This is a genomic window from Embleya sp. NPDC059237, from assembly GCF_042754105.1.
Taxonomy (GTDB): Bacteria; Actinomycetota; Actinomycetes; order Streptomycetales; family Streptomycetaceae; genus Embleya.
Window position 1 is genome coordinate 325613 of sequence record NZ_JBHZAE010000011.1, and the last position, 14880, is coordinate 340492.

15 protein-coding genes and 1 pseudogene are annotated in these 14880 nt (G+C 70.2%); 6 read left to right on the forward strand and 10 right to left on the reverse strand.

Going from position 1 to position 14880, the window contains the following annotated elements; genetic code table 11:
* Positions 1-100 precede the first annotated feature (100 nt).
* The 5 genes from ACFXKZ_RS31990 to ACFXKZ_RS32010 form a co-directional block, all read right to left on the reverse strand.
* The gene (locus tag ACFXKZ_RS31990) at positions 101-1162 is read right to left on the reverse strand and encodes a ferritin-like protein (RefSeq protein ID WP_380004946.1); all 1062 of its coding nucleotides are present in this window, start codon (positions 1160-1162) and stop codon (positions 101-103) included.
* A gap of 295 nt (positions 1163-1457) precedes the next feature.
* Positions 1458-2660: an ABC transporter permease gene (locus ACFXKZ_RS31995; RefSeq protein WP_380004948.1), complete on the reverse strand. Its 1203-nt coding sequence runs from the start codon at positions 2658-2660 to the stop codon at positions 1458-1460.
* A gap of 3 nt (positions 2661-2663) precedes the next feature.
* On the reverse strand, positions 2664-3389 hold the full coding sequence (locus tag ACFXKZ_RS32000) for an ABC transporter ATP-binding protein (protein WP_380004950.1): 726 nt from the start codon (positions 3387-3389) through the stop codon (positions 2664-2666).
* Complete coding sequence (locus ACFXKZ_RS32005; protein ID WP_380004952.1) at positions 3386-4480, reverse strand: efflux RND transporter periplasmic adaptor subunit; 1095 nt, start codon at positions 4478-4480, stop codon at positions 3386-3388. The genes ACFXKZ_RS32000 and ACFXKZ_RS32005 overlap by 4 nt, the downstream gene beginning before the upstream one ends.
* Complete coding sequence (locus ACFXKZ_RS32010; protein ID WP_380004955.1) at positions 4477-5076, reverse strand: hypothetical protein; 600 nt, start codon at positions 5074-5076, stop codon at positions 4477-4479. The genes ACFXKZ_RS32005 and ACFXKZ_RS32010 overlap by 4 nt, the downstream gene beginning before the upstream one ends.
* A gap of 128 nt (positions 5077-5204) precedes the next feature.
* Between ACFXKZ_RS32010 and ACFXKZ_RS32015 the strand changes: the two genes are divergently transcribed.
* The 4 genes and pseudogenes from ACFXKZ_RS32015 to ACFXKZ_RS32030 all read left to right on the forward strand — a co-directional run.
* Positions 5205-5861, forward strand: coding sequence for a response regulator transcription factor (locus tag ACFXKZ_RS32015; RefSeq protein ID WP_380004957.1), 657 nt, complete (start codon positions 5205-5207; stop codon positions 5859-5861).
* Positions 5858-7060 carry a sensor histidine kinase gene (locus ACFXKZ_RS32020; protein ID WP_380004959.1) on the forward strand — a complete coding sequence of 401 codons (1203 nt, stop codon included), beginning with the start codon at positions 5858-5860 and terminating at the stop codon, positions 7058-7060. The genes ACFXKZ_RS32015 and ACFXKZ_RS32020 overlap by 4 nt, the downstream gene beginning before the upstream one ends.
* Positions 7061-7277: 217 nt before the next feature.
* Positions 7278-8669, forward strand: coding sequence for a DUF4082 domain-containing protein (locus ACFXKZ_RS32025; RefSeq protein WP_380004962.1), 1392 nt, complete (start codon positions 7278-7280; stop codon positions 8667-8669).
* 101 nt (positions 8670-8770) lie between these two features.
* A pseudogene (locus ACFXKZ_RS32030) lies at positions 8771-9559 on the forward strand (M4 family metallopeptidase); the annotation flags it as partial.
* Here the strand turns inward: ACFXKZ_RS32030 and ACFXKZ_RS32035 are convergent.
* A complete protein-coding gene (locus tag ACFXKZ_RS32035; RefSeq protein ID WP_380004964.1) occupies positions 9525-9968 on the reverse strand; it encodes a hypothetical protein in 444 nt (147 codons plus the stop codon). The pseudogene ACFXKZ_RS32030 and the gene ACFXKZ_RS32035 overlap by 35 nt on opposite strands.
* Positions 9969-10576: 608 nt before the next feature.
* Here ACFXKZ_RS32035 and ACFXKZ_RS32040 point away from each other — a divergent pair.
* Positions 10577-10795: a hypothetical protein gene (locus ACFXKZ_RS32040; protein WP_380004966.1), complete on the forward strand. Its 219-nt coding sequence runs from the start codon at positions 10577-10579 to the stop codon at positions 10793-10795.
* A 353-nt stretch (positions 10796-11148) separates the two neighbouring features.
* Here ACFXKZ_RS32040 and ACFXKZ_RS32045 read toward each other — a convergent pair whose 3' ends face one another.
* Entirely contained in the window at positions 11149-11433 is a 285-nt protein-coding gene (locus ACFXKZ_RS32045) for a hypothetical protein (protein ID WP_380004968.1), read from the reverse strand.
* A 3-nt stretch (positions 11434-11436) separates the two neighbouring features.
* The gene (locus ACFXKZ_RS32050) at positions 11437-12174 is read right to left on the reverse strand and encodes a TNT domain-containing protein (RefSeq protein WP_380005032.1); all 738 of its coding nucleotides are present in this window, start codon (positions 12172-12174) and stop codon (positions 11437-11439) included.
* A 384-nt stretch (positions 12175-12558) separates the two neighbouring features.
* On the opposite strand from ACFXKZ_RS32050, the gene ACFXKZ_RS32055 reads away from it, so the two are divergent.
* Positions 12559-13152: an isochorismatase family protein gene (locus tag ACFXKZ_RS32055; RefSeq protein ID WP_380004970.1), complete on the forward strand. Its 594-nt coding sequence runs from the start codon at positions 12559-12561 to the stop codon at positions 13150-13152.
* A gap of 31 nt (positions 13153-13183) precedes the next feature.
* On the opposite strand, the gene ACFXKZ_RS32060 is transcribed toward ACFXKZ_RS32055, so the two are convergent.
* Positions 13184-13906, reverse strand: a complete 723-nt coding sequence (locus ACFXKZ_RS32060) for a DUF2637 domain-containing protein (protein WP_380004972.1) — start codon at positions 13904-13906, stop codon at positions 13184-13186.
* Positions 13907-14008: 102 nt separating this feature from the next.
* Positions 14009-14206 carry a hypothetical protein gene (locus ACFXKZ_RS32065; RefSeq protein WP_380004974.1) on the reverse strand — a complete coding sequence of 66 codons (198 nt, stop codon included), beginning with the start codon at positions 14204-14206 and terminating at the stop codon, positions 14009-14011.
* Positions 14207-14880 lie beyond the last annotated feature (674 nt).

Sequence of the window (14880 nt, forward strand, 5' to 3'; positions counted from 1 at the left end):
CCTCGACGAAAGGGCCGACGCCCGACCGAAGGCCGTGTTGTCACCGGACCGGCGCGTTGCTCGTCACCATCGCCGGACAACGCAGAGGCCGGTACGGGCTCTACTCGACGTAGAGGAACTCCGGTCCGTAGGTCTTCCCGCCGCCGTCCGGAAGCGGCTTGACCATCAGGGAGCGGGCGAGGGGCCCCATGTTGAACATGTGGCCGACCGCGATACCCACTTCGCTCTTGCCCGCGTTGGGATCGTCCGCCCGCCACGCGCGCTCCAGCGCCCGCAGCATCGAGCTGAACTCGGTGTTGAACGCGTCGAGAGTCTCCCGGATCTCGGGGGTGGGAGCGTACGTCGGGTCGTTGGCCCAGCCGCCCTCGGGAACCCTGCCCATGGGGTACGCCGGGGGCAGGGGAATGTCGTCACCCTTGAAATCCCAGACATCCGGGGATTCCGAGACCTTGATCAGCTTCCGGCCGTGGAAGAGTTCGCGAAACACGTAGAAGTGCGCGAGTTCTCCCGGCTTCCCGGGGAAGGGATTCTCGGGCGAGGCGGAGGTTCCCTCGCCCTGCTCCTTGATGACCTCGATGGCGGCGCGGACCTTCTCGATGGTGTCGAGCGGGACGATGTTGTTGCCCTGCCCGTGGTGGGCCAGCGAGTACTCGATCTGTCGGGCGCCGGTGATCAGGTGGCTGTGCGCTTCGAACGCTTCCTCGATCGCGGTGTAGAAGGCCCCGATCGTAGTGAACGTCTCGAATTGCGCGATGGGGTCGTCCGGGCGCTCGATCTCGGAGAACATCTCGACGGAAGCCTTGTTCAAGCCCTCCAGGAAGACGATCAACTCGGGGCGCACACCACCCGGCAACGGTTGCTCGTACTTCGGCACCACGCCCGCGTCGGCGATGACCGGATTCCCGCCGATGGTGGTGAGCATGTTGCACACCAACCCCATGTGGGTCATCTCGTCGAACATGACCGCCCGGATGGCGTCGTAGACGGGCCCCTGGTTCTTCTCGATCGACCACAGGCCACTCGCGTAGGGGCCGAGGGTCGCGACCTCGACCATGATCGCCTGCTGTAGGGCGTTCCTGAGCCACTCCGCGTCGCGCTCCGTGGGGCGAACCCCCATCAGTTCGACGATGGCGTTGCTCTGGTACTCGAGAGTTTGGGTCACACCGCAACCTTTCCGATCCGTGCATGAAGACGTGCCGGCCATGAGCCGCCGCCGACGGATTCCACCGTCACGGTCGGCTCCGCGCACGGCGCATCGGTCGAGAGCGCATCCCACCCAACGACCATCCGACACAAAGGAAACGGCCGGCCGTACCAACATCCGATCGAGGCCCTCCTGGGACCGGAGTGGAACCAGCCGCAACAGCGCCCGGACCACCCGCTCGGCTGATGGTCGAGCCTCGCGGATGGCCCGTTCCGGGCTGGTTCCGGCGTGGTGCGCAGGCAGGCCGAGGGGTTCAGGTCGCGGCGAGGGCTTCGGTCGGGGGCAGCCGGGAGGCGCGTATGGCCGGGTAGAGGCCGGCGATGGCGCCGATGAGGAGGGTGGCGCCGAGACCGCCGATGGTGGCCCAGGCGGGGATGACCGCATCCCACTGACGGGTGCCGGCGTACACCGTGGTCACGGCCGTGCCGAGGGTGACTCCGGCGAGTCCGCCGAGGGCGGACAACATGAGGGATTCGACGAGGAACTGGGCGCGGATCTGGCCGCGGGTGGCGCCGAGGGAGCGGCGCAGGCCGATCTCGCCGCGGCGTTCCAGGACGGTGATGACCATGGTGTTCGCGACGCCGACGCCGCCGACGAGCAGGGCGACGGCGCCGAGGCCGAGCAGCAGGCCGGTGAAGGCTTCGTCGGTGGCCTGCCGGGCGGCGAGCGCGTCGGAAGGGCGCGACACCTTGACCTCGTTGGGGTTGCGCGGATTGGCGGTTCGGGCGAGCACGTCGCGGACGGCGGCCACCGCGGAATCGGCGGTACGTGTGTAGACGGTGGTGGGGTGGCCGTCGAAGCCGAGGTACCCGGCTGCGGCGGGCCGTCCGACGAGGGCGGCGGAGTCGAGTTCCGGGGCGAGCGGCACCGGGTCGAGGATGCCGACCACGGTGAACCAGCGTCCGCCGAGGTATACGCGCATGTCGGGCCCGGCGCGGCCGATCCCGAGCCGGTCGGCGGCGGTGGCGCCGAGGACGGCGGCGGGGTAGCGCTCGGTGGCCGCGTTGAGCCACGTACCGCCGGCCATCCGGGCGCCGACCGTCTCGGGCAGCTTCAGGTCCGCGGCCTGCACGGACAGCCCGCCGCTTTCCGCCGCCGGGATGCGGTCGTTGCGGTACACCTTGGCGGTCTTGACGACGCCGGTGACGGCGACCTGTCGGACCGGGCCGATGCGGGAGATCATCGCCGGCGCATCGAGCGGCAGCGATGCCGCGCCGCCGCTCAGCGCGCTGCCGGGCGCCACGGTGAGCAGGTTGGTGCCGAGTGCGGCGAGCCGGGCGTCGAGATCGGCGCGGCTGGACGTGGAGATCCCCGCGACCGCGGTCATCGCGGTGATGCCGATGGCGATGCCGAGCGCGGACAGGAAGACCCGCATCGGCCGGGTGCGCAGCCCGACGGCGCCGACGGCGGCGACGTCGCGGGGGCGGAGGCGGCTGGGCTGGTAGGCGGTCGTCATGTCTCAGGCCTCCCTGCCTGTGGAGGCGAGCGCCCCCGGGTGGGTTCGGCTGTCGGGCGCGGCGATCCGGCCGTCGCGCATCGTCACTTGGCGGGGCAACGCGGCGGCGATGTCGCGGTCGTGGGTGATGACGAGGACGGTGGTTCCGGCGGCGTGGAGTTCCCGGAGAAGATCCATCACGCCCTGGCCGGAGGCCGTGTCGAGGTTGCCGGTGGGTTCGTCGGCGAGCAGTAGCACGGGGTCGCCGGCGACGGCGCGGGCGATGGCGACGCGTTGGCGTTGTCCGCCGGACAGTTCGTGCGGGAGGTGGTCCATGCGGTCGGCGAGGCCGACGCGTTCGAGGGTTGCCTGGGCGCGACGGCGGCGTTCGCGGGGCGAGTGTCCGGCGTAGAGCAGCCCGTCGGCGACGTTTTCGCAGGCGGTGCGGCCGGGGGCGAGGTGGAACTGTTGGAAGACGAAGCCGATGCGGTGTGCGCGGAGCGCGGACAGGCGGCGGTCGGACAGGGCGGCGACGTCGTGGCCGTCGATGCGGACGGTGCCGGCGGTGGGGCGGTCGAGGGTGCCGATGAGGTTGAGCATGGTGGATTTGCCGGATCCGGACGGGCCGACGATGCCGGCGAGTTCGCCGTAGCCGACGGTCAGGTCGATGTCGGCGAGGGCGACGACACCGCCGGCGTATTCCTTGCAGACGCCGACGAGTTCGACGAGGGGTTCGGTCGGCCGGTTCACGAGGGCATCCCCACGACGGTGCCTTCGGCGATGCCCTGGCCGGATACTTCGACGCGACCGCCGGCGAACATGCCCGTCTCGACCGGGACCAGGCGTGTCGCGGTCCCGTCGACGACCTGGACGCCGTAGCCGCCTTCGGCGAGCGCGAGGAGCGCGGCCACCGGCACGGTCAGCACGTTCTCGTGGCGCGAGGCGGTGAAGCCGACGTCGATCGAGGCCTGGTCGAGCCCGGCGACGGCGGTCGCGTCGTCCGGTGTGACGGTCGCCTTGAGCTTGGTGGTCGGGGTCGCCGGGGTTGCGCCGCTGTCCTTGCCCGGGTCGACGACGGTGGCGGTGGCGGTGATCCTGCCCGGGACGGTCCTGCCGTCGGGCAGCTTCAGGGTGACCGCGGTGCCGGTCTTGGCGAGGCTCGCGTACGCCATTTCCAGGTCGACGCCGACCACACGGCGCGTGCCGGTGTACGTGAGCAGGGCCTGCCCTGGCTGGACGGCGTCGCCGAGGGCCGCTTTGTCGGTCTCCACGCGGAGTTCGCCGGGCGCGAAGTGCACGCGGCCGAGTTCGACGGTGCCGGTCTGCGTCATCCCGTTCGCCTTCTGCCACTTCCTGACGGCGGCGGCCGTGGTTTCGGTGTACTTCTTGTCGACGGTGAATCCGCCGTAGCCGAGGGCGGCGAGGTTCTCCTCGAACTGCTGCACGTCGGGGCCCTCGATGCCGACGGCGAGGTCGCGGTACGCGGGAAGCGTGCCGTACAGCAGCACGACGGGTGTGTTGTCGACCTTGTAGAGCGGCTTCCCGCGCACCACCGTCGAGCCGGGTGCGGACACCGAGGTGAGCGTGCCGGTGACTTTGCCGCCGTTGAGGGTCGCGGTGTCGCCGTAGTCGAGCTTTCCGGATTTGGTCGTGGTGTCGACGAGGGTCTGCCGGGTGACGGTGCCGGTGGCGGGCGGGAGGCTGCCGCGGGACGGCTTGGGGTCGTCGTTCTTCGCGGGCAGACCGATGCCGGTGCCGGCCGCGGCGGCGGCGCCTGCGGCGAGAACTGCGGTCACCGCGACGGCGATGCGGCCGGTGCGGCGCTTGCGGCGGGGCGTCATGCGTGGCCGCCCCCGTCGCCGGCGTTGCGGGTGGCCTTGCCTGCTCCGCCGCCGGGCGGCTGCGGCATGTACTGCGTGCAAGCCTCGTCGGCGGCTTTGAACTTCGGGTCGTCGGGGCCGAGGCCGAGCTGGTCGTTGTTGATCTGCAGGCCGCCGTTGGGCGCGGGGTCGGGGAACTGCGGAAGGCCGTGCTCGCGCATGCACTTGGCGTACCGGCGGAGCTTCTCGGTGATCGCCGGGTCGACCTTCTGGTTCTCGCCGCCGTTGGGCATGAGGTCCTTGCACTTGCTCTGTGCGGCGTCGACAGCTTTCGGATCGGTGCCCTGCGGCAGGTCGAGCGAGACTCCGCCTTCGCCGTTGAACTGCGGGTCGGGGAAGGCGGGCACGCCGTTGTGGCGCATGCACTGGGCGTACTTGAGCATCGCGTCCTTCTCGTCGGCGGGCTTGGGCGTCTTGCTGCCCGCCGACTGCGTGGCGGTGGGGGTGCCGGCGGAGGCGACCTGGTCTTCGTCGCCTCCGCCGCCCCCGCCACACGCGGCGACGAGGGGGAAGAGCAGGGCGAGGAGGAGGCCGGTTTTCCCGCGTGTGCTCGTCATCATCGATCCTTCGGTCGTCCGGCCGCCCGGTCGGCGGCGTCGGACGCCATTCGAGCCGGACCCGCGTCGCCGGGCCGTCACCGTTTGCGTTGACGCGGATGTGACACGCCGCTCGCCATGATGGACGTATGCGCATCCTGGTGGTGGAAGACGAACCGCTGTTCGCGGACGCGGTCGCGGAGTGGCTGCGCGGCGACGCGCACGCGGTGGACGTCGTCCACGACGGCGGCACGGCCCTGGAGAACCTGGCGGTGCACGACTACGACGTGGTCGTCCTCGACCGCGACCTACCCGTCGTGCACGGCGACGACGTCTGCCGCTCGATCGCCGCCGGCTCCGCCACCGCCCGCGTCCTGATGCTCACCGCGGCCGGCACCCTCGACGACCGGGTCGCCGGCCTCGGCCTGGGTGCGGACGACTACCTCGCCAAGCCCTTCGCGTTCCGCGAACTCGGCGCCCGCGTCGTCGCGCTCGGCCGCCGAGCCCGGCCGGCCGCTCCCCCGGTCCTGGCACGCGCCGGGATCCGGCTCGACCTGCACCGCCGCGAGGTCTACCGCGACGGCCGGTACGTCCCGCTGTCCCGCAAGGAATTCGCCGTCCTCGCCGAACTCCTGCGCGCCGACGGGGCCGCGGTCTCGGCCGAACTGCTCCTGGAGAAGGCATGGGACGAACACACCGACCCGTTCACCAACGTGGTGCGCATGACGATCCTGAAGCTGCGCCGGAAGCTCGGGGAACCGCAGGTGGTGGAAACGGAACCGGGCGTCGGGTACCGGATCCGGTGATCCGCCGGTTCACGGCCCGGCTCACTCCCGGGTGGGCGCGGCCGTCGCGGTGGGCAATCCGGGCGCGGCTGACGCTCGTCTACGGAGTGCTGTTCTTCGTGGCGGGAGTCGTCGTGCTCGGCGTGACGTATCTGCTGGTGTCGCAGCAGTTGCCGACGGATTCGCAGGTGACGATGAGCGGGCCCCAGGCGCCGGGTGAGGCGGGCGCGCCCGTGTCGGACCAGGGGGCACCTCAGCGGCAGTTCACCCACGCATCGAACGGCAGCACCCGCAGCGACGCGCTCAGCGCGCTGCTGACCCAGGGGGGCATTGCCGTCGCCGCGGTCGGACTGGCCGCGACGCTGCTGGCGTGGCTGGTCGCCGGGCGCATGCTCCAGCCGTTGCAGCGGATGACCGACACCGCGCGCCGCATCGCAGAAGCCCCGGCGGCCGACCGCAACCTGCACGAACGCATCGCGCTGGCCGGTCCGGAGGACGAACTCAAGCGCCTCGCCGACACGTTCGACCTGATGCTGGAACGGCTCGACCATTCGTTCGACGGGCAGCGGCGGTTCATCGCCAACGCGTCCCACGAACTGCGGACGCCGCTCGCGCTGAACCAAGCGCTGCTGGAGGTCGCGATCTACCGGCGGGAGGCGTCCGACGACGTGCGGAACCTGGGCGAGACCCTGCTCGAGATCAACAGCCGGCACGAGCGGCTCATCGACGGGCTGCTGCTCCTCGCCCGCTCGGAACACGACGTGGTGGAACGGTCGTTCGTCGACTTGGCGGACATCGTCGAGCACGTGGCCTCGCAGGTGCCGTCCGAAGGCTCCGTCAAGGTCGAAGCCGCCGCCGAGGAGGCCGCGACGACGGGGAACCCCGTGCTCCTGGAACGACTCGTGCACAACCTCGTGGAGAACGGGATCCGGTACAACGTGTCCGACGGCTGGGTGCGGCTGAGCAGCCACACCGCGTCCGACGGATGGGCGGTGGTCGAGGTCGCGAACACCGGCCCGGTCGTGCCGCGCTACGAAGTCCCGTCACTGTTCGAACCGTTTCGCCGCCTCGGCGACGAGCGCCCGGCGCGCCGGACGAAGGGCGCCGGTCTCGGCCTCTCCATCGTTCGCGCGGTCGCGCGCGCCCACGGCGGCGAGGTCACCGCGGAGCCACGCGACGGCGGCGGACTCGTGGTCCGACTACGCCTCCCCGGCACATGACCTCCGGGGTCGGTCGAGGCGATGTGCATCATGGCACCCCGGACCATGATGCGGAACTCCGCAGCCCGCTTCGCGGCAGGGCAAACCCCGGACAACGGGCCGGGGCGTGCGCCAGAATTTCCCACGGCTCGGCCCCGGGACAACCGTCTCGGGAACTGACGTTGGGTGGGGGACACTCATGTACATACCTTGGCCAAGGCCGCACAGGGCAACCATTTTGACAATCCTCGCGTTACTGTTCGCGTTAACCATCGCCGCACCGGGGGCATCCCGGGCGGCCGCGAACGACCCGGCCCCGCCGGCCGGCTGCCCATGCACGCTGTGGGCGTCGACCGAACAGCCCTCCTCCGGTCCCGATCCGGACACCTCCGCCACCGAACTCGGCGTCAAGTTCCAGGCGGACCAGGCCGGTTACATCACCGGCGTACGTTTCTGGAAGGACGCCACCAACACCGGCACGCACACCGGGACCCTGTGGTCGGCGGCCGGCGATCGACTGGCCACCGCCACGTTCACCGACGAGTCCGAATCGGGCTGGCAACAGGTCAACTTCGCCCAACCCGTCGCGGTCACCGCCGGCACCACCTACGTGGCGTCCTACCAGGCACCCAACGGCAGGTACAACGCCGACCAGGGCGGCCTGACCACCGCGCACGTGCGCGGGCCGCTCACCGCACCCGCGAGCGAGGCCGCCGGCGGCAACGGCGTGTACCTCTACGGCGCCGGATTCCCGAACTCGACCTGGAACGACTCCAATTACTGGGTCGACCCGGTGTTCAACACCACCGACGTCCCCGGCCCCGCGCCGGCGGTCATCGAGATCTCCCCGACACAAGGGGAGGTCTCCGTCCCGGTCGACACCAACATCACCGCCACCTTCGACCGGGAGGTGCAACCCTCCAGCATCCGGTGGGTGGTCTGGCAGGGTGAGAGCGGCGGCCGGCCCGGCAGCACGACCTACAACGCCGCCTCCCGCATCACCACCTTCGATCTCACCTACCATCTGGCGCCCGCCAACACCTACTTCGTCGATCTGGTGGGCGTGAAATCCCTCGACGGCACCCCGATGCCGACGAAGAGGTGGTCCTTCACGACGGCCGACAGCCCGCCACCGGTCTGCAACCCGTCCTGCACCATCTGGCCGGCGACCGCGACGCCGGACGTGCTCGCGGACACCGACGCCACCGGCATCGAAGTCGGCGTCAAATTCGGCGTCAACACGCACGGGTTCGCCACCGGCCTGCGGTTCTACAAGGGCCCGGGCAACATCGGCCCGCACACCGGAACCATCTGGATGGGCGCGGGGTTTCCCATGGCCACCGCCACGTTCACCAACGAGTCCGAATCGGGCTGGCAGCAGGTGACGTTCGACCAACCGGTCCCGATCTACCCCAACGTCACCTACGTGGCCTCGTACTTCGCCCCCGCGGGCCGATACTCCTCCACCGAGGGCGGATTGACGGACGCGGTCGGAGGCGCGATCATCGCCCCCGCGTCCGGCAGTGTCGGCGGCAACGGCGTGTACAAGTCCGGCGCGGCCGGCTATCCGACCAGCTCGCGGAACGGTACCAACTTCTGGGTGGACGTCGTCTTCACCACCAACAGCTAGACCGTTCCTTCATCGCGATCGAATACCCATCGCCTCGCCGGCCGGGCCCGGCCGGCGAGGCGCGTGGACACACGGCGCAGCACGACGGTCCCGCGGAGGGCCGTGTCGAAAGTGACCAACCCGCCGGGGACCAGACGGTCAACCGCGCATACACCGGGCGTGGCGCGACCTTCGACTTCTACCTCAAGGCGTACGGTCGGCACTCGATCGACGACTCCGGACTGCCGCTCGACGCCACCGTCCACTACGGCGAGCAGTACGGCAACGCGTTTGGGGACGGCCGGCAGATGGTCTTCGGGGACTGTCTCCTCGACCTCACCACCCAGATCGACGTCATCGGCCACGAACTCACCCACGGTGTCACCCGGTACACCGCCGATCTGGAGTACTACGGGCAAGCCGGCGCGCTCAACGAGTCGATCTCGGACGTCTTCGGCTCGCTGATCAAGCAGTACTCGCTCGGCCGGAGCGCGAACCAGGCGGACTGGCTCATCGGCGCCGGACTGCTCGGCCCCGCCCTCCAGGGCCGGGCGCTGCGCTCGCTCAAGGCCCCGGGCACGGCCTACGACGATCCCCAACTCGGCCGGGACTCCCAGCCGGCCACCATGGACGGCTATGTGCGGACCAATCGCGACAGCGGCGGCGTACACATCAACTCCGGCATCCCCAACCACGCCTTCCATCAGCCGGCCACCTCCCTCGGCGGCCACGCCTGGGAGCGGCCCGGTCGAATCTGGTACGCCGTGCTGAGCGGGGGCGAGCTTGCCGCCGACGCCCAATTCGCGGACTTCGCGCGACTGACCGTCGCGAGCGCCCGAAGCCTGTACGGCGACGGCGAGGAGATCCGGGCACTCCTCAAGGCGTGGTCGACCGTCGGAATCCCCACCGACTGGTCAGGGCGGCCGGTGGTTTCGCCCGGGCACGTTCGACGCAGGCGGCCCACAGGTCCTCGCCGTCGTGCCCCCACCGGCCGGGAGTGGGGAGGATCAGCTCGCCGGGGCCCGACCACGCTGAAATGGCGGCGACGGTGGTGTTGTGGTTGCCGAAGTCGAGTTCGAGATTGGGCTCGTCGCCGATCGGCCGTAGGTAGTCGCCGCTGCCCGTGGCGGGGTCGATCGTGGTCTCGAAGTGGTCGTAGTCGTCCGCGAGGACGTAGCCGACCAGCCCGTCGTATGTGCGCGAGGTGCTCGGGGAGTTTGTCGGGGCCGGCGAGGATGTCGGCGGGAGGGCCGGGCAACTCGGGCAAGGCGGCCGTTGGGTCGGGCCGTCCTCGGGCGACGCACGGCCGGCGAAACTCACCCGGACGAGCGACCCATGGCACGTCGGGGCGCGGGCAGGAACACAGGGGGCGCGGCACCGGGTCCTCGGGGAAGGACGACCCGATGCCGCGCCCCACAACGTCGCCCGCCCCCACACGACCGCCGACGAACCCCCAACGCCGTAGGGACCGTACAGGATGCGGACGTTGCGCCGAACGGGCCGACCGGCGCCCGGGACGGCCGGGTGCCGCGAAGTCGGCCCGTGCCCGAATCCGTCCTCGTCACCGGGCGTCCGGGGGTGTTGTCCCGCGTTATCCCGCGCCACGGCCGTAGCCGCCGGCCGCGACTGCATCGTCGTCACGCGGCGGGCCGCCCGGGCCGATCATTCGCCACCACCCGAACGGCGCATGGCGCCCATCCGCGGCGGGCGACAGCCCGCTCGAACGGCGACGTCGGCGCGTTGGCGGCCCCGGTCGCCCAGACACGACTGTGGAACGACCCACAGCCGCCCCCGGATCGGGGATGGACGTTCACCGCAGCCTTCGCCGACGCGATCGGCAACCGTCCGGGACGCCCCACCTCCCGCCTTCGCACACTCCGGACGAAACGACGCCGAACCCGCGACGCGGACCGCTCGTTGGACAGCGCGTGAGCGGCTCACACGCACAACCCGAACCCACGCCCGCCCAAGACCGCCAGGACACCCCGGTGTTCGACGCCCTGTCGAACGAATGGATCGCGGCCGGACGCGAACTGCCCTGGGAAACCCCCGCCACACCGGCGAACACCGGCCCCGGACCCCACACCCGCCCACCCGAAACCGGCGGACCCACCCCCGTCCCCGGCCCCCGCACCGGAAGCCCGTGAACACCCGCCCTACATTCCCCAACCGGCGCGAACGGCCCACCACCCCACCCCCCGGGGAGGCGGCACCGGCATGACGACCGGGCACCAGGCCCGCATGTTGATCGGACAGAGGCGTATCGAGGACGCGATCGCAATGCACCGGCTGCCGGAACTCCCCGTTCTGTGGCCGGCGGACGATGTTCGAGACCTGGCGCATCGTCGTACCGACGAACCTGCCCAGGCCCCGGTGTACGACGCCCACACATCGACGACCACCCCGGAAAACCGCGTCGTCGACCCCGAGCGCGAACCGTCCCGTGCGGGTCGCCCCGTGGGAGGTCGGGCGGTGCGGGACGCGCTCGACGCCGCCGCCGTCAGGAATCGGGTGAACGATGCGTCGGGAGATCGTCGGCCGCGGGACTTCTCGGTAGCGCCAGGATGTGGAGCGCGTGATCGCAGGCGGCCGTCTCGTCGGGGAAATCGGCGACCACGTGCCATCTGCCGCGTTCGAAGACGCCGGTTTGCCAGGTCTCGGCGGCTCGGCGCAGGAATACGAACTCGGGTGGGAGCGGTACGGGTTCGTGTGCGTCCTGGATCCATATCTCGCCCTGCGCCACGCCGCCGCGGCGCAGGGCGAGAAAAAGCTCGTACCGATCCATCGCTCAGTGTGTCGGGGAAAAAACGGCGGGGAGGGACGCGGATCCGGCGCGGCCTTCGTCCTCGTCGGGCTTGAGGTAGTCGTGCTCCAAGAGCCACTTGACGTTGAGCCGTTGGCCCTCGCCCGGGTTCACGAGCGCCGGGTCCAGGAGGATCTGTCGTCCGCCACCGGGCTGTTCGAACCATGGGGCGATGTGTCCCTGCCAGACCTTGAACGGCCGGGTGACCTGGTAGCGGTGGTAGCCGCAGGGAAAGACGGGATCGCGTGTCATCAGGTTCTGCGGCGGCAGGGCTCGCTTGGCATACCGGTCCCCGGCAGGGGCGAGGAAGCTGCCGTACTCCGATCCGAAGCGATCCAGGTCCTGTCCGGCCCGCAAGGTCGTCTCGTGTTTGTCGAGTTCCCCGTTGATCCGGGCGAAGCCGTCGTCGGGCGGGTACTTCCAGGCGTTCGCCTCGTTGTTCCAGTACTTGTCCAAGAACGCCGTCGAGGTCAGGTTGCCGGTACGTCGGTAGCCGGACAACAGCGGGCCCACGGGCGGCTCCGCGCGGGTGGGCAGATCCTGCGGACCGAGCCGCTCGTCCCCGTCCAGCGGATCCACGCACACGACCCGCGCCGAGCCCGACCCGACGACGGCGAACTTCGACTCCACCGGCGCCGCCTGAACGGTTCCGGCACCGGCCAGCACCACAGCGGCCAACGCCGCCCCGCTCGCCGCGGCGACCCATCGCCCTCGTGTGAACATCCGCACGTGTCGCCTCCCGAGATCATCAGCCAGGTACAAGCCACTCATATCGCCTGGGAGGTATTCGATGGTGGTTCACCACTGCGAAGTCACCTGAACGGACCCACGTCGGCATGGGAGTTGCAGGGTGATGGTGGCAAAACGCGGCCGGGACAAGGGGCCGGGCGGCGGCAGGGCAGTGGCCGCACATGGGAGCGGGGTGACCGACCGTGCTTTCGGCGGTCGTCGGGCGGGTATGGGGCCGTGAGACCGGCGAGGCAGTGTCCTCTCCGACGTCCCAATCCGATGGCAGCGATCCCGTCTCGGGGTGCCGGCACCCCGAGACGGGATCGGTTGCGCCGTAGTCCCTCTCGTTTGTTCCGCAGCACTGAAGGGTGTTTCGTCATGGGCCGAGGCTTGATTATCGTGGATGTGCAGAACGACTTTTGTGAGGGAGGCAGTGTGCCCGTCGCCGGCGGGGAGCGAATCGCAGCCGCGATCGCCGATCTGGTCGAGCAGAGCGCCGGATCCGATTATCACTACGTCGTCGCGACCCGGGACCACCACATCGACCCGGGATCCCACTTCTCCGAGAACCCGGACTTCAAGGACAGCTTCCCCGTCCACTGCGTGGCGGGCAACGAAGGCGGGGAGTTCCACCCCAATTTCGCCCCCGCCGTCACGGGCGGCAAGGTGGATGCCGTCTTCTTCAAGGGTGCCCACAGCGCGTCCAAGAGCGGCTTCGAGGGGGCCGACGAGGAGGGCACGCCCCTGGCCGACTGGCTGCGCTCACGCGGGGTGGAGGACGTCGACATCGTGGGCATCGCCACGGACCACTGTGTACGCGCCACCGCGCTGGACGCCGTCAAGGCCGGCCTCCGGGCCCGGGTGCGCCTCGACTACTCGGTCGGGGTAGCCCCGGACACCACGGCCGCGACGCTGGAAGACTTCCGCCGAGCAGGCGTCGCCGTAACCGGCGAGTCGCCGGCCCCCCGATAGCACCCGTCACCAGGCGCTCGCCGGGTGTGGTTCAGACCGGTGGGTCGCGGCGTCGGCCGGGGATGTGTCGTCGGGGTGGGCGGGTGAGGGTGATCTGGCGGACGAGCTGGTGCAGGCAGGCCGTGGTCGCCACCGCGGGCAGGACGGCGACGAGGACGCCTTGGACGGTCATCGGGGCATGCGTGAGGGACAGCGCCATCGACAGGCCCGCGAAGGCTGCGACCACGATCCACGAGTGCAGTGCCCGACGGCGGTGCAGACTCGAGCGCAGGATCGACAACGAGGCCACCACCCACGGCCCCTGGACCAGGACGGGCCACCACCGGGCCGGGCCGGAGGTCGCGCCGACGGTATGCCCCAGCGGCGCGAGGGTGATCAAGGCACCGAGCACACCGATCGCGGCAACCAATACGACGCTGACCACCACCAGGGACCGGCTGATCCGGTCCACCCGCCGTTCGCCGGCGGCCGGCAGAGCGGACGGAGCGGGCCGCCGGCGATGACCGGCCGGATCCCGGACCGGGGCCGGGAGTTCGACGGTGACGGGAGCCTCCTCGACGGGGTTCCCCAGGAGCCGAGCCAGGTCGGCCTCGAACCGCGGGTCCCCCACCACCGCGAAGGACGGGGAGAGCCCGTCGGGCAACACGGCCGCGTTCGGTACCGGCCACTCCACCACGCCGGGCGACGACACGACGCCCGGCGGAACCGGCATGCCGGACGGGGGATACGGGTCGTATCCATAACCTTCATACATGGGCCTGGCTCATTCAAGGGATCGGACGTCGCGCGGCACCGCCACGAACCACGGTGCCGAATACGCATGTCGATGGTCGGCGGACGGTCGGTCGGTCCCGGTTCACGATCGCGGATCGTCCAGGACGTCGTCGAGACGGCGCGAGTACTCCGCCGCGATCAACACCATCGCCAGGGCGAACTGCTCCATGTCGGCGGAACAATGCCGAAGCGCGACGCGACAGCCCGCACGTTCGATGTACGCGTACGGAGACCGTTTGCGGAATGTCGCCGCACGAGGGGTGAGCACCCAATCCCCCATGGGAAAGGCACGTTGGGCGAGAGCGGGAGGCGCGAAGGCGGAGTCGGAGGCTCTGGGATTCACGCCCGGCTAACGACGCGCCGTCCCCGACGGCGCTGGTCCGAAACGGTGAACCACGCACCGGGGTTCGCGACTTTACCGACCACGTTTCGCACATTTTCGGACACCGGACCCGCAAGGCCCGCACCACCGGAAACTCGAACTCCGTGGCATTACAGGGAAGCGTGACCGTTCATCAGAGAGTCCTTTTACCCACCCCACGGGAAACTCACGGGTTGGTAAAGGTTTCCGAGTAAACGGCATACGCACGCGAACACTCACCCCTGCGCAGACCCTCCACCGAGCAGCACTCGCCAACGGCGGGACCATCTTCCGCCGCGCAACATATTCGAGCAAAAAACTTGCGCTCGCAGAATTTCCTCCGCGTACACGGTGCCGGCCGTCGCACTCCGGGGGCATGGCGAACCGACCGACGGCTCGCGGGACCATGTGCGAGCGTCGGTGGCGCAGGTGGTGCGGGCGGCGCCGCCCCGGCCGGAGGCGGCCACACCGGAGCCTCCGGCAACTCCACCCTCCCTGCTGAGCGCATCACACAAGCAGGACCGGGCCCGTGCTCCGTCACCGAAGCTCGCATCCGAACGGCAGCTGCGCAGAGCCCGCATCGAATACACCGT

What these genes read in the sequence shown, in the direction of transcription:
- ACFXKZ_RS31995 (WP_380004948.1), bottom strand. Translation starts at nt 2,660, where the DNA reads ATGACGACCGCCTACCAGCCCAGCCGCCTCCGCCCCCGCGACGTCGCC.
- ACFXKZ_RS32005 (WP_380004952.1), bottom strand. Translation starts at nt 4,480, where the DNA reads ATGACGCCCCGCCGCAAGCGCCGCACCGGCCGCATCGCCGTCGCGGTG.
- ACFXKZ_RS32010 (WP_380004955.1), bottom strand. Translation starts at nt 5,076, where the DNA reads ATGACGAGCACACGCGGGAAAACCGGCCTCCTCCTCGCCCTGCTCTTC.
- ACFXKZ_RS32015 (WP_380004957.1), top strand. Translation starts at nt 5,205, where the DNA reads ATGCGCATCCTGGTGGTGGAAGACGAACCGCTGTTCGCGGACGCGGTC.
- ACFXKZ_RS32045 (WP_380004968.1), bottom strand. Translation starts at nt 11,433, where the DNA reads ATGGATCGGTACGAGCTTTTTCTCGCCCTGCGCCGCGGCGGCGTGGCG.
- ACFXKZ_RS32050 (WP_380005032.1), bottom strand. Translation starts at nt 12,174, where the DNA reads ATGTTCACACGAGGGCGATGGGTCGCCGCGGCGAGCGGGGCGGCGTTG.
- ACFXKZ_RS32055 (WP_380004970.1), top strand. Translation starts at nt 12,559, where the DNA reads ATGGGCCGAGGCTTGATTATCGTGGATGTGCAGAACGACTTTTGTGAG.
- ACFXKZ_RS32060 (WP_380004972.1), bottom strand. Translation starts at nt 13,906, where the DNA reads ATGTATGAAGGTTATGGATACGACCCGTATCCCCCGTCCGGCATGCCG.
- ACFXKZ_RS32065 (WP_380004974.1), bottom strand. Translation starts at nt 14,206, where the DNA reads ATGGGGGATTGGGTGCTCACCCCTCGTGCGGCGACATTCCGCAAACGG.